The sequence below is a fragment of the Paenibacillus oenotherae genome (assembly GCF_019443105.1).
Lineage (GTDB): Bacteria > Bacillota > Bacilli > Paenibacillales > Paenibacillaceae > Paenibacillus_Z > Paenibacillus_Z oenotherae.
Genome location: NZ_JAHZIJ010000021.1, coordinates 48,129 through 70,663 on the forward strand (window position 1 = coordinate 48,129; position 22,535 = coordinate 70,663).

General features: G+C 53.1%; 19 protein-coding genes. 11 read left to right on the plus strand and 8 right to left on the minus strand.

The features are described from left to right. The first annotated feature begins 48 nt into the window (after positions 1-48). Complete coding sequence (locus tag K0T92_RS21010) at positions 49-258, plus strand: hypothetical protein (protein ID WP_219874449.1); 210 nt, start codon at positions 49-51, stop codon at positions 256-258. An 857-nt stretch (positions 259-1,115) separates the two neighbouring features. Here K0T92_RS21010 and K0T92_RS21015 read toward each other — a convergent pair. Then, a complete protein-coding gene (locus K0T92_RS21015; protein ID WP_219874450.1) occupies positions 1,116-1,988 on the minus strand; it encodes a DMT family transporter in 873 nt (290 codons plus the stop codon). Between the two features lie 244 nt (positions 1,989-2,232). On the opposite strand from K0T92_RS21015, the gene K0T92_RS21020 reads away from it, so the two are divergent. Then, on the plus strand, positions 2,233-5,079 hold the full coding sequence (locus K0T92_RS21020; RefSeq protein ID WP_219874451.1) for a phosphotransferase: 2,847 nt from the start codon (positions 2,233-2,235) through the stop codon (positions 5,077-5,079). Positions 5,080-5,341: 262 nt separating this feature from the next. On the opposite strand, the gene K0T92_RS21025 is transcribed toward K0T92_RS21020, so the two are convergent. The 4 genes from K0T92_RS21025 to K0T92_RS21040 are packed head-to-tail and all read right to left on the minus strand — an operon-like array spanning position 5,342 to position 9,603. Further along, a complete protein-coding gene (locus K0T92_RS21025; RefSeq protein WP_219874452.1) occupies positions 5,342-5,512 on the minus strand; it encodes a hypothetical protein in 171 nt (56 codons plus the stop codon). A 29-nt stretch (positions 5,513-5,541) separates the two neighbouring features. Then, complete coding sequence (locus tag K0T92_RS21030) at positions 5,542-6,132, minus strand: CDP-archaeol synthase (RefSeq protein ID WP_219874453.1); 591 nt, start codon at positions 6,130-6,132, stop codon at positions 5,542-5,544. A gap of 28 nt (positions 6,133-6,160) precedes the next feature. Continuing rightward, complete coding sequence (locus K0T92_RS21035; protein WP_219874454.1) at positions 6,161-7,009, minus strand: UbiA family prenyltransferase; 849 nt, start codon at positions 7,007-7,009, stop codon at positions 6,161-6,163. Beyond that, a complete protein-coding gene (locus tag K0T92_RS21040) occupies positions 7,006-9,603 on the minus strand; it encodes a PEP/pyruvate-binding domain-containing protein (protein ID WP_219874455.1) in 2,598 nt (865 codons plus the stop codon). The genes K0T92_RS21035 and K0T92_RS21040 overlap by 4 nt, the downstream gene beginning before the upstream one ends. 115 nt (positions 9,604-9,718) lie before the next feature. On the opposite strand from K0T92_RS21040, the gene K0T92_RS21045 reads away from it, so the two are divergent. The 7 genes from K0T92_RS21045 to K0T92_RS21075 all read left to right on the plus strand — a co-directional run bounded on the left by K0T92_RS21045 (position 9,719) and on the right by K0T92_RS21075 (position 17,117). Further along, positions 9,719-10,342 (plus strand): CDP-alcohol phosphatidyltransferase family protein, encoded by a 624-nt coding sequence (locus tag K0T92_RS21045; RefSeq protein ID WP_219874456.1) that lies wholly within the window; start codon positions 9,719-9,721, stop codon positions 10,340-10,342. Positions 10,343-10,561: 219 nt separating this feature from the next. Next, complete coding sequence (locus tag K0T92_RS21050; RefSeq protein WP_219874457.1) at positions 10,562-11,560, plus strand: beta-ketoacyl-ACP synthase III; 999 nt, start codon at positions 10,562-10,564, stop codon at positions 11,558-11,560. Further along, the gene (locus tag K0T92_RS21055) at positions 11,550-12,728 is read left to right on the plus strand and encodes an ATP-grasp domain-containing protein (RefSeq protein WP_219874458.1); all 1,179 of its coding nucleotides are present in this window, start codon (positions 11,550-11,552) and stop codon (positions 12,726-12,728) included. Before K0T92_RS21050 ends, K0T92_RS21055 begins: the two co-directional genes overlap by 11 nt. Next, a complete protein-coding gene (locus tag K0T92_RS21060) occupies positions 12,725-13,729 on the plus strand; it encodes an NAD-dependent epimerase/dehydratase family protein (RefSeq protein WP_219874459.1) in 1,005 nt (334 codons plus the stop codon). Before K0T92_RS21055 ends, K0T92_RS21060 begins: the two co-directional genes overlap by 4 nt. Before the next feature lie 18 nt (positions 13,730-13,747). Beyond that, entirely contained in the window at positions 13,748-14,602 is an 855-nt protein-coding gene (locus K0T92_RS21065; protein WP_219874460.1) for an MBL fold metallo-hydrolase, read from the plus strand. Continuing rightward, entirely contained in the window at positions 14,595-15,941 is a 1,347-nt protein-coding gene (locus K0T92_RS21070; protein WP_219874461.1) for a F390 synthetase-related protein, read from the plus strand. Before K0T92_RS21065 ends, K0T92_RS21070 begins: the two co-directional genes overlap by 8 nt. Positions 15,942-15,959: 18 nt before the next feature. Further along, complete coding sequence (locus K0T92_RS21075; RefSeq protein ID WP_219874462.1) at positions 15,960-17,117, plus strand: GNAT family N-acetyltransferase; 1,158 nt, start codon at positions 15,960-15,962, stop codon at positions 17,115-17,117. Positions 17,118-17,197: 80 nt separating this feature from the next. Here K0T92_RS21075 and K0T92_RS21080 read toward each other — a convergent pair whose 3' ends face one another. After that, on the minus strand, positions 17,198-18,082 hold the full coding sequence (locus K0T92_RS21080; RefSeq protein WP_219874463.1) for a LysR family transcriptional regulator: 885 nt from the start codon (positions 18,080-18,082) through the stop codon (positions 17,198-17,200). 124 nt (positions 18,083-18,206) lie between these two features. On the opposite strand from K0T92_RS21080, the gene K0T92_RS21085 reads away from it, so the two are divergent. Both K0T92_RS21085 and K0T92_RS21090 read left to right on the plus strand, forming a co-directional pair. Beyond that, positions 18,207-19,283 (plus strand): branched-chain amino acid aminotransferase, encoded by a 1,077-nt coding sequence (locus tag K0T92_RS21085; protein ID WP_219874464.1) that lies wholly within the window; start codon positions 18,207-18,209, stop codon positions 19,281-19,283. A gap of 475 nt (positions 19,284-19,758) precedes the next feature. Next, complete coding sequence (locus K0T92_RS21090; RefSeq protein WP_219874484.1) at positions 19,759-20,670, plus strand: RNA polymerase sigma-70 factor; 912 nt, start codon at positions 19,759-19,761, stop codon at positions 20,668-20,670. Between the two features lie 51 nt (positions 20,671-20,721). On the opposite strand, the gene K0T92_RS21095 is transcribed toward K0T92_RS21090, so the two are convergent. After that, complete coding sequence (locus K0T92_RS21095) at positions 20,722-21,474, minus strand: SDR family NAD(P)-dependent oxidoreductase (RefSeq protein WP_219874465.1); 753 nt, start codon at positions 21,472-21,474, stop codon at positions 20,722-20,724. A gap of 121 nt (positions 21,475-21,595) precedes the next feature. Next, complete coding sequence (locus K0T92_RS21100; RefSeq protein WP_219874466.1) at positions 21,596-22,252, minus strand: cysteine hydrolase family protein; 657 nt, start codon at positions 22,250-22,252, stop codon at positions 21,596-21,598. Positions 22,253-22,535: the final 283 nt, after the last annotated feature.

The window sequence follows — 22,535 nt, forward strand, 5'->3', positions numbered from 1 at the left end:
TAAGCTTTAAAATTAAAAGGACATTGAGACGCCTAGCGGGCGGCTTCAATGTCCTTTTTTCTGTGGCGTGACGGCGAGCCGTCGGGCAACCTGCAGAAGTGCAGGTTGGTGAAAATCACCCCCTCTGAGGCCACCCTTCGAGGGGAGAGAGTGCGCCTGAACGGCGAGCATACCGACGAGCACAGGCGTGCCAGCAAGCACGCCAACTGGCATGTAATCGAACATGCCGACGAGCATGCCAATGAGCATGGCGACTAGCGCGCCAGCAAGCATGTAGGCGAGCACGCCAATGAGAACATGGCGACTAGCATGCCAATGAACATGGCGACTAGCGCGCCAGCGAGCATGTAGGCGAGCACGCCAATGAGAACATGGCGACTAGCATGCCAAAGAGCATGCCAATGAACATGGCGACTAGCGCGCCAGCAAGCATGTAGGCGAGCACGCCAATCTGGCATGTAATCGAATATGCCGACGAGCACACCAACGAGAATGTCAACGAGCACGCCGACGAACATGTCTATGAGCATGTCAACGAGCACACCAACCTGGCATGTAATCGAATATGTCAACGAGCACGCCAAACTGGCATGCCAACGAACATGCCAACCAGTATGCCAACGAGCATCTCAACGATAATGCCTGCGAAAAGGCAGGCTTTCTTCCATAATCGGTCTGCTGAAGATGGAATGCCTGCCAAAGTGCAGGTATTTCCGCCGTATATGTCTCTTTGGACCGATTTCGCTTAATATTCCTGCATATTCGCAGGCATTTTGCATCCACGGGTTATTTTGGCTGGAATTCCTGCGCTTAGGCAGGTTTTCTTCTTTTCCATGCTTGCGCGGGTTCCATTTCCCCCTACCGAGATGAAGTTAGCAGAGATGGCGCCCAGTTTATGAGTCAGCAGCCTATGAGTCTGCCTATGAGCCAGCGCCTATGAGCCAGCTCATGAGCCAGTCTGTGGTCAGCCTGCGAGTACTGTCATTGTCAGGTGGGCAGCAAATGTGTGAATCGGCCGCGGCTGTGTTGCTAGGGGATGTGAAGAAGAACATGAAGGGGTTTGTCTACGGCGACTGCCGCCTTCTTCTCCTTCTCTTCTCCGCCCCATCCTTCTTCTATCTTAGTGCTCCCCGTTTAAGGCCTGCCAGAACGGCTCCGAGAATTGTCAGTATGCCGCCAGCGAGTGAGAGCAAGGAAAGTTGTTCGTTCAGCAGAATGAGTCCGAATACAACTGTCCATACCGGGAGCAGATTGATATAGGGGGCAGCATAACCTGCACCGACGATCTTCACACCGGAATTCCAGGCGAGATACGCGCCTACGGAAGCGAAGGTGCTGACATAGAGCACACAAATCCATGCCATTCCCGTCATATGGATGCTGTCGAGGTCAACAGTGCCCACGCAGCTGATAGCGCTGAAGATTGTGCCGTACAGCGCTGCACCAGCCGTCATTGTCAGCGGATCGATCTCTTTGCCATACTTTTTGCCAAGAACCGTATACAGCCCCCATGCCAGGCAGGAGAGAATAACGGCTATTTGACCAATGAAGGAGCCGCCGGAGGCGTCGGTATGCTTGCCTTGAAACAAGATGATGACGCCAATAATGGATACGATCGCGCCAAGCCATGATTTGGGCCCGATTCGCTCCTTCAGCACCAAGGGGGTGAACAGCAGGATCGCGATTGGGATTCCAGCGGAGATCATGCCGGCTTGAGAGGCGTTAATACTGTGAAGTCCGAAGTAAGTCAAGGTCGAGAATGAGAAGATGCCCAAAAATCCGAGTATACTGAACTCCTTCCAACGAGCGATAACAGGCAGGCTCTTTCTGTTCATTGCCAGTATGCCAACAAGAATAGCTGTCGATATCGCCCAGCGAATCGTGTTCAGCAGTGTTGAGGGCAGCGCAGGCCCCAGGTAGCGTCCGCAAATATAATTGCCGCCCCATAATATCGTAGCAAGAATAAGCAGGGCAATTCCTCGTTTCATATATTTTCACAATTCCTTTCATTCCGGACGATCCGTCATCCGGACAGCAACCTTATTATAGGGGCTGAAAGCGATTGTTGCCAGTCAAAAAGAGAGGGTGCTTGCACGCAAGGAAAGCCGGAATAAATAATTGTTGTCGTATTGTGAAGGTGAACCGTGTTGTATACAATTATATGTAAGAGAAATATAAGGAACAATAGATTAGATCTTCCATTATTGCTAGTAGGGGGTGTGCTTCCTGGACATGAACCGGATTCAACCAAAGCAGAATGTACATCAATTTCATCGTAATCGGAGGCCAGAGCTGTATTTTGAGCATAGCGGGCATTATTATGAGGGGACGATTTCTCATTACTGGAATTGCGGTTTTCGTATCGTCACCAGGCATCTTCTCCCGCTGCGAATAGGCGAGATTCTTCCCCGCTTCAAGCTTCTAAGCAGTGAACGGGATCATTTTCTGCATGGGCTGACGATTACAGCGATTGTTGAAGATGACGAGGATGTCCTGATCATTGATGTAGCCGAATGCAATTCGGCCGCATGGGAGCAATTCCAGCAACGGTTTCATCGCGCTTTCTTAGGGCACTCCACACTTCCAGGTTCTGAAGGTTCTGAAGGTTCTGAAGGTTCTGAAGCTTCAGCGGGCTCAGTGGGCTCAGCGGGCTCTGAGTCCACCTCCATCTCACTGGCAGCGATGCCCTCATTCATCGGCCGCAAGCATTACACGCAAGAAGCAACGGAAGCCCGTCAGCACTGGCTGGAGCACGCAACTGGCAAGAAGCTGAGCTATGTGTCCCGGTCGATATTCCATGACAATCCTTCACAGCTAGCCGGGAATATTGAGAATTTCGTCGGTGCGGTGCAGATTCCGCTCGGAATTGCAGGGCCGCTGTTGATCAAGGGAACCTATGCGAGCGGATATTCTCCAATCCCTATCGCCACAACAGAAGGTGCGCTCATCAGCTCTATCTCACGCGGGGCCAAGCTATGTAATGCTGCTGGAGGCATAGAGGTGCATGTTACACGCCAGACGATGGTTCGGGCTCCGGTGTTCTTCTGTGGGGATATGCGGGGCGCCATCCGTCTTGCGGAATGGATGGAAGACCATTATGACGTTATCAAAGCCAAGGCACAAAGCGCATCTTCGATCGCCAAGCTGATCAGCATGAAGACGTACCCCTTCGGGGACGGACTGCATGTTCAGTTCTGTTATGAAACAGGGGATGCCGCCGGACAGAATATGACGACCTCCTGCACCTATGTTGCCTGTGAGTGGATTGCCGATGCTGTCAAGGATATACCTGCTATCAACTACCTCTCTTATATGATTGAGGGTAATATGGCCGGGGACAAAAAGGTCAATCTGCGGAGCTTCATTGAAGGCAGAGGAATTGGCGTGGTCGCCTCCATTCATATCCCGGAGACGCTGTTCCGCCAGACGATGCGGCTCTCAACGGAACAATATCTGCATCGCTGGTATGCGGCCGAAGTGGGCGGGCTGCAGACGGGAATGGTCGGGCATAACGTGAACTTTGCGAATGTGCTCGCAGGGATCTTCACAGCTACAGGCCAAGATATTGCTTGTGTGCATGAGTCCGCCTGCGGAATTTTCAAGCCGCGTCAGGAGAAGGACGGCATCTCCATTCATGCTGTGCTGCCTTCGCTCGTAATCGGGACTGTAGGGGGCGGAACAAGTCTGCCTACACAGCGCGAATGCCTGGATATGATGGGCTGCAGCGGACATGGCAAAGCATACAAGCTGGCGGAAATTATTGCTGGAGCTTGTCTTGCACTTGATATATCGACCAGCGCGGCAATTGGATCGAATGAATTTGTCAAAGCGCATGAGAGGCTGGGAAGGAAGTCGTCGCAGACGGGGATCAACCGCAGTGAGATCACATCACGCTTCTTCCAATCATTATTAGGTGAGCAGTATGGGAAAGTAACGTCGTTCGATTCGATAGATTTGAATACGGAATCAAGTGTAGTAACGAATATGATGAAGAAGCAGACAAGCCGTTTCCAAGGGCTGCATCGCTATGGGCTCCACCTTCAACGGGAAACGGGGCCCGAGACACTGCCAGTGGTACTTAAAGTGAAGTCGGATGACCGGGAAATGATGGATCTCGGCATCGGAATAGCCAAGCTGTCAGGGGAGGATCGATTATCAGGATTATTCGAATCGCAGCTGCATATATTCGGTTTTGAGGGGGCTCATTTACGGGAGATTGCCTTATACAAGCATGTATCATCATCGTTGCTTCGCTATTGTCCTGACATATACGGGGTCATTCACAATGAAGACAAGGAAGCTTACGCGATTCTGATGGAGGATCTGTCATCCTGCAGCCACATGAACGCCATTGGGACGGCCGCAGAATGGGATGAGGAGCATATCGGCGTCGTACTGAACGATTTGGCCGCTATGCACGCCGTATATCTGGATCAGGAGGACAGCATTCCGGCAGCCATTGCCGTAGAGAGGCTGGACGAAGCAGGCTATGAGGACGCTGCGGAGCTGCTGCTCGCCTTGACCGATTATAATCACGAGAGATTCCCTGCCCTGATGTCCAAAGAGCTGTACGGGCTGATATCTGAATTTATTCGGGACATCGCAGCACATATCGGAGAGATGAAGCAATACCACAGCACCTTGACGCATAATGATTTCAATCCGCGCAATTTGGCCTTGCGTACTCTGCCGGACTCGAAGCGGCTTGTGGTGTATGATTGGGAGCTGGCGAGCTACGGGAACCCTCAGCATGATTGTCTCGAATTTCTGATCTATACGCTGCCAGCGGATGCGACGATGCAGGAGTGGGATCATTATCTGGACGGGTATCGCCACAGCTTGGAGCGGGAGGGCGGCATAACGCTGGACAAGCAAGCCTTCGAGCGGATCACATTATTGAATGCGCTTGAGCTCGCCGCCGTTCGCTTCAATCTTTACCTGCTTGCGAACAATCTGCTGCATCTCCCTTACATGGAGAGAGTTTACCTTAACCTGTCCCGATATATTACGGAGAAGCTTGCCAATTCGGGAAATTGTGAAGGGAATGGGGCAGGGGCTGTCCCAGAAACCAACTTCTGATTGACCGCTCCGCTCTATGTGAACGATGTTACAGCATGGATTAAACCGACTATAAAGCCAGCGGCAGCCTTGGACCTGAAAATAAAGTCCAAGGCTGCCGCTGATGTATTAAACTATACTCTACCGGATAGTGTAGGGCTCGCACCTACATCCAATCTTCGAAATGATCGGTTACAAACCGGATCTCACTCTCATAATGCGCCAAGTGGCCCTCGTCAACCATTTTTTGAAAGGCAGCATTTCCGTCAGCAGCACCGTTTCTCTAGTCGTCGATTCCGAGAAATCTCGGCGCCCCATCAAACCCTTGCTTCTCCAAATGGTTGAGCAGTTCATGAACAGATGGACTCCAATAGCCGATAGGGCGGAGAACCGTGTTTGCCCTGCGGACAATATGATTCATATTGCCGCCTTCCAATACTTCTTCCTGAGTCACTATGCCCCACTCCTCACTTTTCAGTATGCTCAGCCTGCCTGCTTCTTCAAGCCCAGCACGAACAGCAGCAGATTGACGACATAATGAATCCCTGTGCCGATAAGCAGGAACAGCAGCACTTCCAGGCCTGTCGGATGGTAGAAAATATAAGTGGCCAGCACGCATCCGATCACGGAGTCGGCTTGGTCGATCAAGGTGAAGCTGATGCCTGTCCAGCCTTTAATATTGCGCCCGGGCGGAATATTAAGCCTCCGCTTGATGAAGCTGTTCGGCAGCTCGAACAGGACATAAGCGAACCCCCACAGCAATCCGTAGCCCCATTCCGTAAAAGGGGTGTTATACGTTTCCCACGGGAGCAGGGAGTTCTCCTTCAGCCAAGTCCACTGTCCGGTCAGCCAGCCCATGAGGCCGAACCAGAATGCGGTGAATACAATCATGCCAAAGAAGCCTTGCCAAGTCTTGTTGTCACCGAAGATTCGCTTGCCATCCCGCCAATAGCCTCCGCCATCCATCGGCTTTCGGTTCCTGCGGACTACGGGCAGCTTCACGAAGATCATATTTGTTACACCCGCTAATATAATCGGCAGCATAAAAAGCAGCACCTGTATAGGTAGCATCATTTATCCCTAACCTCTCCCAAACGATTAGTCAGTTAGTCCCCCAGCTTATAAGCCGCTCCACTATACGAGCACCCAAAGGCAGGATGAAAAAAGTAAATCCAAGGATGTAAAACTTTCTTGCGGATGAGGCGATAGGCCGCCGGATCAATTGCACAGCCCAATACATATTCACGAGCATGTGAGCAGTAAGCACAATGGCAAAACCGTATGATTCCTCGATGCTGCGGCTCATCCATAGTCCGAAGATGAAGGAGAGGGCGAATAGTGCAGCTGCAATGGCGGCTGTTCCCCGCGAGCCAATGATGCTGTCATACGTGCGCAGGGGAGCGGGCTTCTCTTCGCCAACATTATGGGCATACTCATGTGCAACGGCCGCCAAATATACGAATCCAGCGCAGCCTGCCGATTCTGCACTGAATTGGCCTGAGTAGACAAGCTCAGCGAGGAACGGCAGAGCGGCGAAGACCATATTGGAGCCGAAAGGACGAAGCAGCAGCGGGAGCCGCTCGCTGATTCTGTACAATAACGTGTAATAGACAACCAGCACGCCGAGGAATGCCAATGCCTCCCGATGCGGAATATAGAGCAATGCGAGCAGCAGCAGGGCCAGCATGCAAGCATATCTTATGGAGGATGCAGCAATGCGTCCTGTTACCAAGCCGCGATGAGGACTCTTAATGCGGTCCGTATCGATGGCATGCAGATCATCCGCAGCCCTTAGCAGGAACATTCCGAGCCAGACCGCGAGTACAGCGATAGCATATTGCTGCCAGCTGACCTGCAGTACAGGCATAACCCCGATGGCGATAACTGTGGACATCGGCAGGGTGACGGTGATGGGATATCTCTCCTGGACATAATGCCATACATGAATCATACGGCGGTCTGCCGGGACGCGCGTTCAATCCATTCGATCTCGCCCGTATCCCCGTTCAGAATAAGCAGATCCCCGTCGGTTATTAGTACAGTAGCTTTCTCCACGGCTGTAATGGCCGGAATGCCGAACTCGCGCGCGACGATTGCTCCGTGTGACAGCATGCCGCCCTTCTCCAGAATCAATCCTCCCGCAATCTTGAACAGCGGCGTCCAGCCGGGATCGGTGCTGCGTGTGACCAATATATCACCAGGCTGCAAGCGCTGGTCTTGAACGGGGTCAAAAATAATCCGCGCCCGCCCCTTTATTCTGCCTCCTGATACGGCGACGCCGACTAGCCGCGATTCCTCATGCGCCTCATTACCGCCGGAATCCGCTTCCTTGACTTCATAGTAGATGCCCTGCTCCCGCATGAACAAGCCCGGAGGATCAACCTTCTCGTTGTTTTTATGCGCCTCCTGCCGCAGAGCGATAAGCTGAGGGATGGTCTCCGGAAACTGGTATTTGCCATACGCCAATTCTTCAATCTCATTCCACCGCAAATAAAAAATATGATCGTTCTGCCCCAGATGTCCCTTCTCTACAAGCCGTTTCCCGATCTCCAATGCGATCTGGCGAATCTCCCCGAACAGCAGGCTGCGGATAATCCGGCTTTTCTCCCGCAGGCGGATGGCTCCATGCGTATGGCGCAGCATGAAGCGGAAGGCCAATCGCTTCCAGAACGATAAGGATCGGTTGATCCCGCCGATCCAGTCGATATCATGAGAGGAGGAGGAATGCTCATCCGATGCGGCTCTTGGCCCCGCGGCCTCTTGATATTTGTGCACCAGCTGCCAGTACAGGTCATGGCGTTCCTCGAAGGTAGGGGAGACAATGGTGCAGTCGTGGTAGCAGCGTCCCCCGAATTCATCCATGAACCGCTGGAATTTATGCAGAGCCTCGCCCTGAAGCTGCCCCTCCAGCTCCTCGTATCGCCCCTCGGACAATAGCCGCTGCAGCTGAGGCAGCGTTCCGATAATAGCGGCCTGTTCCTCAATAAGCCGGGTTGGCTCCAGGCTGCGGATATCATCGGTCTGCATCACATGCACAGCCGCGAGGTCAGTGTTGATCCCCGCATCCTTGACCCAGCGCTTGATGAGCAGCTTCAGTCCTCCGGGGAAGATGGCTGCCAGCAGGTCCACAACCGCAGGCCGGTCATAATAACGGCTCACAAAACGGTTCATCACCGTATCTAATACTTGTAGCAGATGGTCCAGCGATTTCCCTTCGTAGCCGTCAGAGCGCCAAATTTGCCTCTGGGCATAGAAGTCTGTCTCGTATTGCTGAACCCGCCTTGAAGCGGTTGCCCATAGCTTCACGAACTGGCAACCAAAGGCGCTGTAGCGAAGAGCCTTGAACCCGCCGCTTCTGGACTTCACGGGAAGATCGGAGCGAGGCTCGAATTGGAATGGCACATATTGTCCGATGAAGTTGTCCAGCAATGTCTTGAGCAGCGGACCGATGGGCAGAAGATATGCACCCTCGTACCAATGGCTCAGATTGTAGTAGATGCGACCGGCATGAATGCCTGTTGTATGATCCACGACAGAGCGGATCTGCGATAATTGCCTATCGCTCCAGCCGAACAGTCCCAGCATTCTTCTTGTGTAATGCTGATAGAATTGATCCACGATAGACCATGTGAACGGCGTGACCACGGACGGGAAATTTTCCACCATGTTCACATTCGTCCACAGCACCATGTGGCGTCCCTTCAAGCCGGTGATGGGCCGTACCTGCAGAATGACGACCTCATATCCATCTATGCACCATTCGATATCAATCGGAAATCCATAGTCATGCTCGATCTTTAAGGCCAGCTTTACAAGACGTGACAGAGCATCCGCGAGCAGCGGATCGCTAGTCTGCCGGGGAATTTGTCCTGTCATGCGGGAGACGATTGCGCGCTCCGGCGTTACTTCACCAGCTACCAGCTTGTCGCCAAGCCCGTCTACCCACTCGATAATGAGGTGATCGGTGTCCTTGGTGATCGGATTCATCGTAAACAGGACACCGGCGTATTGAGGATGCTTCTGTTCCTGAACAATGACACCCATCTGGACGGAATGCCCGATATCGCTTTTCTCGCTATAGGCGGCTACAGCAGCGCTGAACATACTGGACCAGCAGGCCTGGATACGATCATAGACATCATCGGAGACGACGCTCAGATAAGTCTCGAACTGCCCGGCCATGGAATGCTCGGCTCCATCCTCGGCAACGGAGGACGAGCGTACCGCATACTGGTCGAAGGCGTAATGCAGCAGTGCGCTGTCGACAGCCTCCCGCAGTGCAAGCGGAAATTCGCCGGACATGATCCGCTCCGATTGCATGTCCCGATTGGAGTCAGGATCAAGCACATCAATATGATTGAAGTCGCAATACAGCTGAAAGGCAGGAACAGTCAGCACGAAGCCATGTGGGACGGGATAATGGAGCCGATGAAGCTCCATCAATCTTGCCGCTTTGCCGCCGACGGCTGCCGTGTCGGCCTCGTCCTGGGACAAGTGCAGCAGAAGCGGCTGCGGACTGCGAGATGCAGCCTTTTGCGCGGACATGAATTCAACTCCTTCTCTACCAGTGATTCCTTCTAATTCCAATGGTATAATTATATATGTTTGCCAGACCAATACCAATTGAAATCTTGGAAGAATAGGAGGTAGGCAGCCGATCGTGCGCAATCAACGGATGTTCCCGGCACTACAGTTTATGAATGTTCCGAACGGGCTTACAACATTATCGATCATAACGGGTTTCGCCAGCTTCATTCTTCTAGTGGAGAATGCCCTGCCATGGGCCTTCACTTGCTATGCGTTTACGGTTCTGTTGGACCGGATGGATGGGATCGCCGCCCGCCGGCTCGGTCAATCCTCCCCGCTTGGCGGCCAGCTCGACAGCTTGGCCGATGCCGTTAACTTCTGCCTGTATCCGCCGCTGTTCATCTGGATGCTCCAGGAACAGGCGCTCCCGATACTTCCCTGCCTGTTGTTGTACGTGGGGGCAGGTGTTTGGCGGCTTGCTTATTTCAACATCGCGGGGATGGAGGAAACGGAGCGGGGTGCTTACTTTACCGGTGTGCCAACGACCGTATGCGCGAGCTGGTTCATCATCGTGTATGCACTGCTGCACGCTTGTGGAGCCAATTCTGCGCTGCAAGCCATTGTTTGGAGTGTGTATTTTCTGCTGGCCGCTGTGCTTATGCTCTCATCCATTCCTTATGCGAAGAACGGTATCGCAACGAAGCTGCTGTATCTGCTCATTCCCGGCTCGGTCGTGTTGATTTGGGTCGTTGTATAGAATAGTTGGCTTGTAAGTATAAAGGGAAGCCTCGACTGCCGGAAATCAGGCAGAGCGGGGCTTTTTTTGCCGTCAGGGGAGTTAGGGGTACTACAAAATGGTAGTACTATACACTTCGAATAGGATAACGTATTCTAAGGGTGAGATAGAGATATCGCATTAATATCGATCATTTATTGGAGAAATATTTTATTATTTCCTACAACCAGGAGGCTGCAAATGAAGCCGATAAAAGTTAAAATACTAGGAACTGGAAAATATTTGCCCAAGCAAGCGGTTACGGCTCAGGAGCTGGATATTAAGCTGGGCTGCAGTCCGGGATGGGTAGCCAAAAAATCGGGTGTGGATGTCCGCTATTTCGTCACGGACGAGACTGCCTCTTATATGGGTGCGCAAGCTGTCACCGATGCTGTTGCAGCGGCGGGATTAACGATGAAGGATATCGACTGTATCGTTTGCGCCAGCGCCATATTCGAGCAGCCCATACCAGCAACGGCTGTATTGATTCAGAGGGAGCTTGGGCTTCAATGGTCGGGCATCCCCTCTTTTGATATAAACGCGACATGTCTGAGCTTTCTGGTCGGCCTGGATACGATGTCCTGCCTGATTGCAGCAGGCAAATACCGTCATGTCGTACTCGTATCCACCGAGGTTGCTTCCGCCGGGATTAATTGGGAGCAATTGGAGAGCAGCATTCTGTTCGGCGACGGTGCCGCAGCTGTCGTTCTGGGGCCGAGTAATGACGGGGAGGCGTCAGGGATTCTGTCCTCCAGAATCGAAACGTACAGTGCTGGAGCGGATTTCTCCGAGATTCGCGGAGGGGGTACGCGGTTCCCGCCAAGGCATTACAATGAGCGGACGCGGAGCGAGTATCTGTTCGATATGGATGGCCATAAAATTTTCAAGATGGTATCGAAGCTTCTGCCGGACTTTATGGAACGGCTGATGGGGCCGACCCAAAGCCGCATCAAGGACTTCCACCGGGTCATTCCGCATCAGGGCAGTGCAATGGCGATGCGGCTGCTTCAGAAGAAGCTGGGCATTACAGATACGCAGCTGCTTAACATTATTGCCGATTACGGCAATACGATATCAGCCTCCATTCCGCTGGCTCTTCACGAGGGCATCAGCCGGGGAGAGATTCATCGCGGCGACCGGCTGGCGATCATCGGCATGGCGGCCGGTGTCTCGCTCGGGGGGATGATTCTTGATTATTAATGGAGATCAGAAGCGGGTGCTGCTGACAGGCGGACGGGCTCCGGCAACGCTGGAGCTGGCAAGGCTGCTCGGCCAGGAGAGGCATCGCATCTATGTAGCGGAGTGTCTGCCCAAGCACCTGTGCCTGGGCAGCAGATATGTGGAGCGATGCTTTGATATTCCTTCGCCTGCCGCCGACGAGGAAGGCTTTGTGGAACGACTCGCTGCTATAATACGTGAAGAGAAGATTGATTGCTTAATACCGACCTGCGAAGAAGCGTTCTATATTGCCAAAGCTTACGAACGGCTGAGTGCTTGCTGCACGGTCTTTGTCAGTCCCATTGCGGTCATGCGCACGCTGCACAGCAAATGGGAGTTTAATGCGCTGCTGCGCCGCAGCGGATTCCAAGCGCCGGATTCCTGGCTTATTGGGCAGGAATCCGAGCTTCACCGCGTACTTGGGGATATCGATCCCGAAGCGCGGGAGAAGTGGGTGATGAAGCCGGAGTTCTCGCGCTTCTCGAGCAAGGTGGAGATCTTCACGGGCAGGCCGCCCCTGCCGCTGCGGATGAAGGAGGGCGAGAGCTGGGTGCTGCAGCGCTTCGTGGAGGGCAGGCAAATATGCACATTTGCAGTCGCGAGCGAGGGACGCATGGGGGCATATTCCGCTTATTCTTCAGAGTTCACTGCGGGCAAGGGAGCCTGCATCTCTTTTACCTTTGAGCCGGACCCGAACGTGATGGAATGGATGGAGCGGTTCGTCAAGCTTGCCGGATATACAGGCTTGATCGCGCTGGATCTCATTGTCGGGAAGGATGGACGCATTCATCCTATTGAGTGCAATCCGCGCTTGACGAGCGGCATTCATCTGTTCACGGCAGCGGATGGGATCGGCAGAGCCATATTCCGCTCCTCCGATGAAGTGATAACGCCCAAGGGGAATCATAGCAGCATGATTGCATTAGCGATGCTCTTGTATGGGCTGCCGCAGATACGCTCTCCAAGAGGGATCTTCCGTTGGCTGCACAAGCTGCTGACCTCCCGGGACGTGCTGTTCCGGTTCAAGGATCCGCTGCCATTCCTGGGCCAGATGGGCGTGTATGGCACGATATGGCGAATCAGCCGCAGGCTGAACATCTCTCCATTGGAAGCCTCGACGATCGATATTGAATGGAATGGTGAGTTATGAATGTACTTGTAACCGGAGCGACCGGATTTCTGGGCAGACGCCTTGTGCAGCGGCTGCTGGAAGAGGGATATACGGTGACGGCAGCGGGGAGAAACGAGGCGGTTGGCCGCGAGCTTACTCTGGAGGGGGCGAGATTTCTTCCCGCCTCTCTCGAAGATGAACAGGCGATGCTGGACGCATGCAGGGGGCAGAGCTATGTCTTCCATTGCGGGGCGCTCTCGACGCCATGGGGCGCATACCGCGACTTCTACCGCAGCAATGTGATGGGCACCCGTCATGTCATTGCAGGCTGTCGGACTCATGGGGTAACACGGCTGATTCACGTTTCGACTCCCTCGTTATATTTTCAATACAAGGACGGATTCGGGATCTCGGAAGCGTCGCCTCTGCCGAACAAGCCGGTTAATCATTACGCCCGGACCAAACGGATGGCCGAGTCGCTGGTGGATGAGGCATTCGCGCAAGGTCTGCCAGTGGTAACAATCAGGCCGAGGGCGCTCTTCGGTCCGGGAGACAATGCGATCTTCCCGCGGCTCGTCAGAGCCAATCAGAAGAAGTTCGTCCCGCTGTTCCGCAAGGGGCAGATTATGATGGATATTACCTATATAGACAATTGTGTAGATGCGCTGCTGCTGTGCATGCGGTCTCCCGAGAGCACACTAGGCAGAAAATATAATATTACGAATGGCGAGCCGATTCCGTTCATCAATATATTAGAGCAGGTTTTTCGGCTGTTGGATATGCCGTTTCATCACAAGGAAATTCCGTACAAGTTGGCTTATTCGCTTGCCGGCCTTATGGAGCTGGCATCCAAGACGCTGCTGCTCGGCAAGGCGGAGCCTGTTCTGACGCGGTATACGCTAGGAACGCTGGGCTTTCATCAGACCCTGGATATTACGGCCGCCCGGGAGGAGCTGGGATATCGTCCTTCTATCAGCAATGAAGCGGGCATCAGGCTGTTCGCAGACTGGTGGAAGCGGATGTACGGTCAGAACGGTTAAGAAGGAGGTCGGTTCATTTTGCAGCTCACCTTGTTCAGTGCAGGCTACTGCAAGCAGCTGGAGGCCATTTCCATACGGGGCGGCAAATGGAGGTCGATGGCGTTTCCCGCGATCTTCGGTTGTATCGAGCACCCGTACTGGGGGCTGATTTTGTTTGATACGGGGTATTCCTCGCACTTTTTCCGGGCGTCGGACGCCTTTCCTTACCGTCTATACCGCTGGACGACACCTGTAACGTATTCGGAGGGGCAGTCGGCCCTTCATCAGTTGAAGCAGCGGGGGTATCGCGCGGAGGATATCCGTTATATTTTTCTTTCCCACTTTCACGCGGATCATGTCGGGGGCTTGCGGGATTTTCCCAATGCCCGCATTATATGCTCGGCTGCTGCCTATGAGTCGGTCGCAGGACTGCAAGGATTTGCGGCGGTTAAAAAGGCGTTCCTGCCTGATCTGATGCCGGATGATATTAAGGATCGGCTGACCCTGCTGGGGCCATCGGCCCTTTGCAGCCTCCCTGCATCACTGGCCCCTTTTACGCATGGTTACGATGTGATGGGGGACGGCAGTCTGCTGGCCATTGATCTTCCGGGCCATGCAGTCGGCCAGCTCGGGCTCTATATGGTGGATCGGCATGGAGCAGCTTACCTTCTGGGGGCGGATGCCAGCTGGTCGGCCAGGGCAATCAGGGAAAGCCGGCTGCCCCATCCCATCGCCTTCGCCCTGTTCGATTCCAGCGCCTATAAGGAGACGTTCCGCAAGCTGGAGGAGCTCCATCATAATCAGCCTCGTCTGCAAATGATCTTCTCCCATTGCCATGAGGCATGGGAGCGTTGCCGTGTAGAGGAGGAAGGGAGGGGCGTCGGCATTGAATAAGCTTGCGCTGCTATTCGCCTATATGAGGACTTTGCGGCTGCGGAATCGGTTCCGCACCCGGGAAGAGCTTGCAGCATGGCAGGGGAGGAAGGTGAGAGCCTTCCTTCTGAAGGTTAGGAGCCAGTCCCGTTATTACAGGAGCCGCTATGACGGGCTGGCTGTGGAGGACTGGGAGCAGTGGCCGGTGATGAGCAAGACGGAGTTTATGGATGGATTCGATGATTTGAATACAGTGGGCATCAGCAAAAATGAGGCCTATGAGCTGGCGGTCAAGGCGGAGATGACGCGGGATTTCTCGTCCAAGATTGGCGCGGTTACGGTAGGCTTGTCCTCCGGCACCTCGGGCCACCGGGGCATCTTCCTTGTCAGTGACCGCGAACGGGCGGCATGGGCGGGAACAATTATGGCCAAGGTGCTGCCTGACCCGATTTACAAGAAACAGCGGATCGCCTTCTTCCTTAGAGCGAACAGCAATCTATACGAAACGGTGCAGTCCAGGCTGCTGCAGTTTCATTATCTGGATCTGCTGGATCCTATAGAGCAGCATATTGCCAGGCTGCAGGAGCTGCAGCCGACGGTGCTGGTGGCGCCGCCTTCTATGCTAAGGCTGCTAGCGGAGGCGATGAACCGGGGCGAGCTTCGCCTGCAGCCCAAGAAGGTCATCTCCATTGCGGAGGTGCTGGAGCCGCTGGACGAACAGTATATACGCCATGCCTTTCAATCCGTGATTCATCAGGTATACCAATGCACGGAAGGATTTCTCGCCTCCACCTGCACCCATGGAACACTCCATATCAATGAGGATGTACTGGTCATTCAGCCGGAATATATCGATGAGGAGCGCCGCAGATTCCTCCCCATTATTACTGACTTCTCGCGGGCATCACAGCCTGTAATCCGCTACCGGCTCAATGATATTCTGACATTCCGGGAGGAGCCTTGCCCTTGCGGCTCTCTGTTTAAGGCGATTGAGACGATTGAAGGCCGAATGGATGATCTGTTCTATGGCATCCACAGAGAAGATGGGCAGCAGCGGATTCCGGTGTTCCCTGACTTCATACGCCGGGCGATCTTGTTATCCTCTGAGGCGGTGATGGAATATCGGGTCAGCCAGCTTTCTCCAATGGAGCTGGAAGTGGCCGTGAAGCTGGAGTCGGGGAATAATGCTGCTGCCGAGGCGAGGGTGCGGCAGGAGCTGACCGATGTTTTTCGGCTGCATGGCTGTCTGCCGCCCGATGTACATTTTACAACCTATCGATTGGATGCGGGGCCAACGAAGCTGAGGCGAATTAAACGGGAGTATGGAACTGCAGGAGCTGAAGATGCGCCATCGGGCTGAATGTTGAAGGGGGAGCATATGGGGGCAAGCGTGCAATGGTTGAGGGATCTGGAGCAGCTGGCAGGGTTGGATATTCAGGAAGGGGAGGGAGGAGCCGCATCATTCGAGCTGCAATACATGAGGCCTCTTCTTGAGGAAGGGACGCGGGCCTATGTGCATAATGTGGAAACGGAGTTCCAGGTTGTACGTGTGGGCAAGCCGCTGCTGCCGGTAACGGTGAATGACAAGCAATATGGCAACTCCTACGTCAGCTCCCCTTATTCCACCTATGTCAGCTATGCCAGGGAAGAGCTGTATTTGTTGAACAATCGGCTGCTGGAGCGCTTGCTGTCCGGTATGCTTGGCCTAATCTCACCACTGTTAAAAGGGGCGAGGATCAACCAGGCCGTTCATATCAACAATTGGCTGCTGTCTACGAATCTATACGAGGATTTGCAGATAGAGGATCTATCGGAGTTGAAGGAACAGCTGACAACCAAGTATCCCGGTCATGCCATCATCTTCCGTTCGTTGAATGAGCGCACCAATAAGGGGCTAATGAATGATCTGTCCGCGCTGGGATTCCGCTTCGTACCGAGCAGGCAGGTGTACTTCTTCGACGGTCGGCAGCCAGATTATATGATGAAAAAGAATAATGTCTGGGATCGGCAGCAGCTTGCGCGCTCACCCCTGGAGCTTGTCCCGCATGAGCAGCTTGGCGAGCGGGATTATGAGCGGATCAAGGAGCTGTATGACCTGCTGTATATCGCCAAATATTCTTCGCTGAATCCGCAGTTTACGACTGCATATATCCGGTTGTGCCACGGTAAGAAGCTGATGACGATGTTCGGCCTGCGCGATAGGGACGGGGTGCTCCAAGGAATAATCGGGTGCTTTATCCGCAATGGGATCATTACAGCTCCACTGGTTGGCTACAACACCGCTCTGCCTCAGAAGGCGGGGCTATACCGGATGCTGATGGCTGTCGTATTGCAGGAAGCCGCGAGCCGCGGGCTGCTACTGCATCTGAGCTCGGGCGCCTCCCACTTCAAGATAATGCGCGGGGGCACGCCTGAGATAGAATACAGCGCGGTCTATGACCGTCATCTGCTCCCTTATCGGCGTTGGCCGTGGAGGATATTGGAGGGACTGCTTATGAAGATAGGAGTGCCTATGATGAGGAAGCATCAACTATGAATATCGTGAGCTAACGAATGCGTGCGGCGGAGCGGATAGAGCGCAATTACACATTGATCCGGTCGGCGCACAGCGGGCTGTCAGAACGTATCGATGAAACGTTTGGCGGTCTTGGATAGATAGCGGTCCTGAAGCCATACAATACCCACATCGGATTGGAATTCGGCGTTGGTAATATCGTACATCCGCATATTGTTCAAGGGGAAGGATGCCATAACGGATTTGGGCAGTATCGTGGCGCCGATTCCTGCGGCTACGAATGCAAGTATGATGGCAACGCTGGAGCATTCGCACAGAATTTGCGGCTCCAGGCCATTTTGCCGGAACTCATTGACCACCTTGGCATGCATGCCCGTCGTTTGGTCTGTTTTCAACGTTAGAAAAGGATACTGGGCCAGCTCGCGCATGGTCAGCGTCAGCTGCGACATTGGCGGACTCCATTGACTGGGGAGGATGGCTACGAACGGATCGGACGGCAGCTGCAGAACAGAATAGCGCTGCAGCTCCGATGATGCCTCGAAGGGCAGCCGTGTTACGATCAGCTCAATTGTTCGCTGCTCCAGCTGCTCTCCCAGCAGAAAATGATCACCTTCCTGCACTTTAAAAGTGACACGAGGGTACTGCTCCCTGAATATTTTGATCCGCTGCGGAAGCAGGGAAATACAGGAGACGACCGCACCAATGGATAATACTCCCTGGATGCCCTCATCCTGCTCCTTCACCTCGGTAATGGTTTCGTTGAACTGCTGCAGCAGCGCTGCGGCCCGCAAGCGCAGAAGCTCTCCTGTCGGGGTAAGCCTGAGCCGCTTGCCGCTCCGATCGAACAGCGTTACGCCAAGCTCTTGCTCCAGCAGCTTGAGCTGGCGGCTGAGCGGCGGCTGCTCCATATTCAATGATTTGGCCGCGCTTGTAACCTGCCCTTCATTCGCTACCGCAAGAAAGTATCTCAGCTGGCGAATATCCAATAAGTCCCTCTCCCCAATCATACCAATCAGGTATATTAATCATATAAATCAGATACTTTAAATATACAAAATCATTTGTTACGATTCAATTAACAAATTGATCAATAGGAGTATGATGTCGCAGATGGCACATCTGATAACTGTAGAGCTTACGGATACGAAAAAAACGAAACCTGCAGAGGACAAGCTCGGCTTCGGCAAATATTATACGGACCACATGTTCATTATGAATTATGAAGAGGCGAAGGGAGGCTGGCATTCCCCGCGCATTGTTCCTTATCAGCCAATCTCATTGGACCCGGCAGCCAAGATCTTTCATTATGGCCAAAGCGTGTTCGAGGGCATGAAAGCTTATCGGACGTCGGATGGGCAAATTCAACTGTTCCGTCCGCAGAAAAACTGGGAGCGTCTGAATAAATCCCATGCGCGTCTATGTATGCCGCCGGTCGACGAAGATATTGCGATGGAGGCATTGAAGCAATTGATTCTCGTCGATCAGGACTGGATTCCGGAGGAGCCGGGAACATCGCTCTATATTCGTCCATTCGTATTCGCAACCGAACCATTGCTCGGTGTAGCATCGTCCAAAGAGTACTTGTTCATCATTATTCTCTCTCCGGTGGGCGCTTATTACGCGGAGGGCATCAATCCTGTAACGATCCATGTAGAGTCCCAGTATGTCCGTGCTGTAGCCGGCGGTGTCGGCAATGCGAAGACAGCGGGCAATTATGCCGCAGGGATGAAAGCGCAGGAAGAAGCGGCAGACAAAGGATTTACACAGGTGCTGTGGCTGGATGGTGTTCACAGGAAGTACATCGAGGAAGTTGGGAGCATGAACGTGTTCTTCATGATCGATGGCAAAGTGGTGACGCCTGCATTGAACGGCAGTATTCTGGAAGGCATTACAAGAGATTCTGTCATGCAGCTGCTGCGCCATTGGAATGTGCCTGTGGAAGAGCGGGCGATCTCAATCGAAGAGCTGTATGAAGCGAGTCGCAACGGAACGCTTCAAGAGGCGTTCGGCACGGGAACAGCCGCTGTTATTTCTCCCATTGGAGAGTTGAACTGGAATAACGACAAGCTCGTGATCGGCGAAGGCCGTACCGGACAATTAACGAGCCGTATATACGATACGATAACGGGTATTCAGAATGGAACCACAGAGGATCCGTTCGGCTGGGTTGTTAAGCTGGGCGAATAGCAGCGCAAACCATGTAGAATGACTGCGATCATGGGTTGCTGACGCACTTCTCGCCAGAGGACGATCCATCAATCGAACGCCGCCGAGACAAGCGAGATGCGAAATACGAGATGCGAGATGCTAGCCAGGCGAAACATGCGAAATATACAAAACATGCGAAACGGCATTTCATTTCTCATTTCTTGCCCCATGAAGGTGAATTGCCTGCCAGAGTGCAGGTATTTCACCTTCATTTCTCTTTAAGGGCCGATTTTCTCCCAAATTCATGCTTGATCGCAGGAATTTAACCATTATGGCGTCTTGTAATCGAAATACATGCACATTCGCAGGCTTCTTACTCCGTCACGCTGCCGTCAAACTACAAGGGGAAATTAGATATCCAGTAATCTGATCAAGTATAATGGGTGTTGGAGACAACGACTTGAACCATTCGTGTGTGCCTCGCGCTTACGAAACTGAGAAGGGAAGAGCATTGATGGAGCAAACATCGTTCTCGGAGCAAATGTATACCACCTACAAAACCTTGCTGTTCACGCTGGCCTACCGGATGCTGGGAAGTGTTATGGATGCGGAGGATATTGTACAGGAGACTTTTATTTCCTTGAATGGCGTGGAGCCGGAACGGATTGATAATATCAAATCGTATCTGTGCAGGATGGTTACGAATCGCTGTATTGATCGCCTGCGCTCTGCACAGAAGCAGCGCGAAACTTATATTGGACCGTGGCTGCCGGAGCCGCTGGTGACGGAGCAGAATGACAGCAGCGATCCCTACCGCGCCTATGCGCAGCAGGAATCACTGTCAACGGCCTATCTGCTGCTGCTTCAACAGCTTAGTGCAGTGGAGCGGGCCGTCTTCCTGCTGCGGGAGGTGCTGCAGTATGATTATGAGGAAATTGCCGAGATCGTAGGCAAGAGCGGCACGAACTGCAGACAAATCTTCCATCGCGCCAAGCGCAGAATCGGCAATCAAACCTTGCTGCAGGAGGGGGAGGAAAGCGTGCTCCCTCCGAAGATGGCAGCGCAGGATGAAGGTGCTGCGGGCACGATCAATCAATTTATTGAAGCGCTCGCTATCGGCGATATCGGCCAAATACTGAACCTGTTGTCCAGCGAGGCGATTCTTTACTCTGACGGCGGCGGCAAGGTGCGTGCTGCGATCAATCCTATACTGGGAGCCGATCGTGTGCTCCGCTTCCTCACTGGCATTAGAGCAAAGGTGACGGAGGGCTTCTCGTTCAAGAAGACGGTTGTCAACGGTCTGCCTGGAATCGTGACCTATGTGGACGGACATATTAGATCTGTCTATTCTTTCGGGCAGGAGAACAATGTCGTTACGGCTATTTATATTGTCAATAATCCGGATAAGCTGAAGAATGTCCACTAGCGGCACGCTCCACATTCACAGCTTATCTATCCCGTCTTGGCGCATGATTACTTACTTGGCTGTCACGCCGCCGTCCACCGGAAGCTCGATGCCTGTAATATAGGAGGAAGCATCAGAAGCCAGGAACAATACAGCGGCGGCTACCTCTGACGCTTGTCCGATTCGCGGCAAAGCCGTCTGAGACAGAAACCATTGCAGCATTCGATCATCATGAACCAGGTCCGAGCTCATTGGTGTCTCGATAAAGCCGGGGTGAACCGAGTTAATGCGGATATTATGCTTGCCGAAATCTACCGCAGCCGCTTTGGACAGCATCCGGACACCGCCTTTGGAAGCCGTGTAAGCACCAGCGCCACTGCTTCCGGTGAGCCCGGCGATGGATGAGATATTAATAATGGAGCCGCCCTTGTTAGTCTCCATATGCGGAATAACATGCTTCATGCCCAGAAAAACGCTTGTCAGGTTGATTTGAATGACCTTGTTCCATTGATCCATCGTCGTGTCCAGCAAGCCGACAGCCAGCGAAATGCCTGCGTTGTTCACAAGCACGTCCACTTTGCTGAATTTCTGAATCGTACCATTCACCACGTTGACCCATTCTTCTTCTGAAGCGACATTATGAGCAAAAGCTATCGCTTCCCCTCCCGCCGCCTCGATCTCCTTAACGACCGCAAGTACGGCCGCTTCGTTGATATCAGTTGCCGTGACCCTGGCTCCTTCGCGAGCAAGCAGGATCGCTTCCTCCCGCCCCATTCCGCTGCCAGCCCCCGTTACGATCGCTACCTTATTCATTAGCATAGCCATTAGCCACAACCCCCATATAAATTCTCTTGGTGTCCGTTATCCTCGACTACTGTAGGATAGCCGAAACCGGGGCTGCAAATTCACTACGGGGAGTTCAGCGGGGGGAAAATGGATCATCACGTTAGACCAGAAATTTGAGCTTAGGGAAGCAGCCCATTATATCTGTCGTCTTGATAACCTCCACGCCTATGTTCTTTAACTCTTTCACGCCCTGATCGTACAGTCCTGATACGGCATCTCCGGCAAGCACGATCCGGAAATCGCGCGAGCTTGCTTCATAGATGGAAGTCCGCGGGCAATGAGGATAATTGCATCCGCTGAACAAGAGGGAGGTCACTCCCCTGTCCCGCAGAAATTGCTCGCATTGTGTCCCGTGGAAGGCTCCCCACCTCGGCTTGTACATGATCCATTCCTTAGCGCCAATCTGCTGGAGCTCGCCTCTCAATAATAGATCCGGATCCAATCGGACCCGCTCAAGGGGTCTGATCTCCGCCACAAGCTCAGAGCCCGGGGACGCCGGAGCGACAATCTGTGCTCCTTGCTCAATAGCCTCCCGCCGGCAAAGTTCTGCGTTGGATCCGTCTTCTTTATATAATCGGACAACATGCACAATGGGCAGGTTGGAGACCCGGTATAAATCCAGCAGCAGCTTCATATTAGGCAGTATTTCGAAGGTTCCGCTAACCTCGGCTGGAGCCCCGGGCAGAGTGAAATCATTCTGTGTATCAATCGTAATAAGTGCCGATGTAGACCAATCCGGGTAGATATGACGGCTCATTGCACGCACTCCCCGCCAGGGATATTGGTTGTTGTCAGTTGCTGAAGCAACCCTTCTTTGTTTCCTGATATCCCATTCCTAGTGGTCAGTGGATGAATAACTGTACCGATTGTTTGCTGTAAATTGATGACCATTGTTGTCCCCCTTTAATATGCTAGTAATCACATGTCATCCCCTGATTAAGGGTAATGTTTGTCACACAGCAAAAAACAGGGGGCCCCAATTGCACCTCCTGCCATTGCAGATAACAATCTCTAGCATAGTTTACAGCAGATTCTAGCTT

Bases quoted from the DNA above. Each gene is read 5' to 3' on its own strand.
- K0T92_RS21010 (WP_219874449.1), top strand. From the start codon at position 49: ATGTCCTTTTTTCTGTGGCGTGACGGCGAGCCGTCGGGCAACCTGCAG.
- K0T92_RS21015 (WP_219874450.1), bottom strand. From the start codon at position 1,988: ATGAAACGAGGAATTGCCCTGCTTATTCTTGCTACGATATTATGGGGC.
- K0T92_RS21020 (WP_219874451.1), top strand. From the start codon at position 2,233: ATGAACCGGATTCAACCAAAGCAGAATGTACATCAATTTCATCGTAAT.
- K0T92_RS21030 (WP_219874453.1), bottom strand. From the start codon at position 6,132: ATGATGCTACCTATACAGGTGCTGCTTTTTATGCTGCCGATTATATTA.
- K0T92_RS21035 (WP_219874454.1), bottom strand. From the start codon at position 7,009: ATGATTCATGTATGGCATTATGTCCAGGAGAGATATCCCATCACCGTC.
- K0T92_RS21040 (WP_219874455.1), bottom strand. From the start codon at position 9,603: ATGTCCGCGCAAAAGGCTGCATCTCGCAGTCCGCAGCCGCTTCTGCTG.
- K0T92_RS21050 (WP_219874457.1), top strand. From the start codon at position 10,562: ATGAAGCCGATAAAAGTTAAAATACTAGGAACTGGAAAATATTTGCCC.
- K0T92_RS21060 (WP_219874459.1), top strand. From the start codon at position 12,725: ATGAATGTACTTGTAACCGGAGCGACCGGATTTCTGGGCAGACGCCTT.
- K0T92_RS21075 (WP_219874462.1), top strand. From the start codon at position 15,960: ATGGGGGCAAGCGTGCAATGGTTGAGGGATCTGGAGCAGCTGGCAGGG.
- K0T92_RS21085 (WP_219874464.1), top strand. From the start codon at position 18,207: ATGGCACATCTGATAACTGTAGAGCTTACGGATACGAAAAAAACGAAA.
- K0T92_RS21090 (WP_219874484.1), top strand. From the start codon at position 19,759: ATGGAGCAAACATCGTTCTCGGAGCAAATGTATACCACCTACAAAACC.
- K0T92_RS21095 (WP_219874465.1), bottom strand. From the start codon at position 21,474: ATGGCTATGCTAATGAATAAGGTAGCGATCGTAACGGGGGCTGGCAGC.
- K0T92_RS21100 (WP_219874466.1), bottom strand. From the start codon at position 22,252: ATGAGCCGTCATATCTACCCGGATTGGTCTACATCGGCACTTATTACG.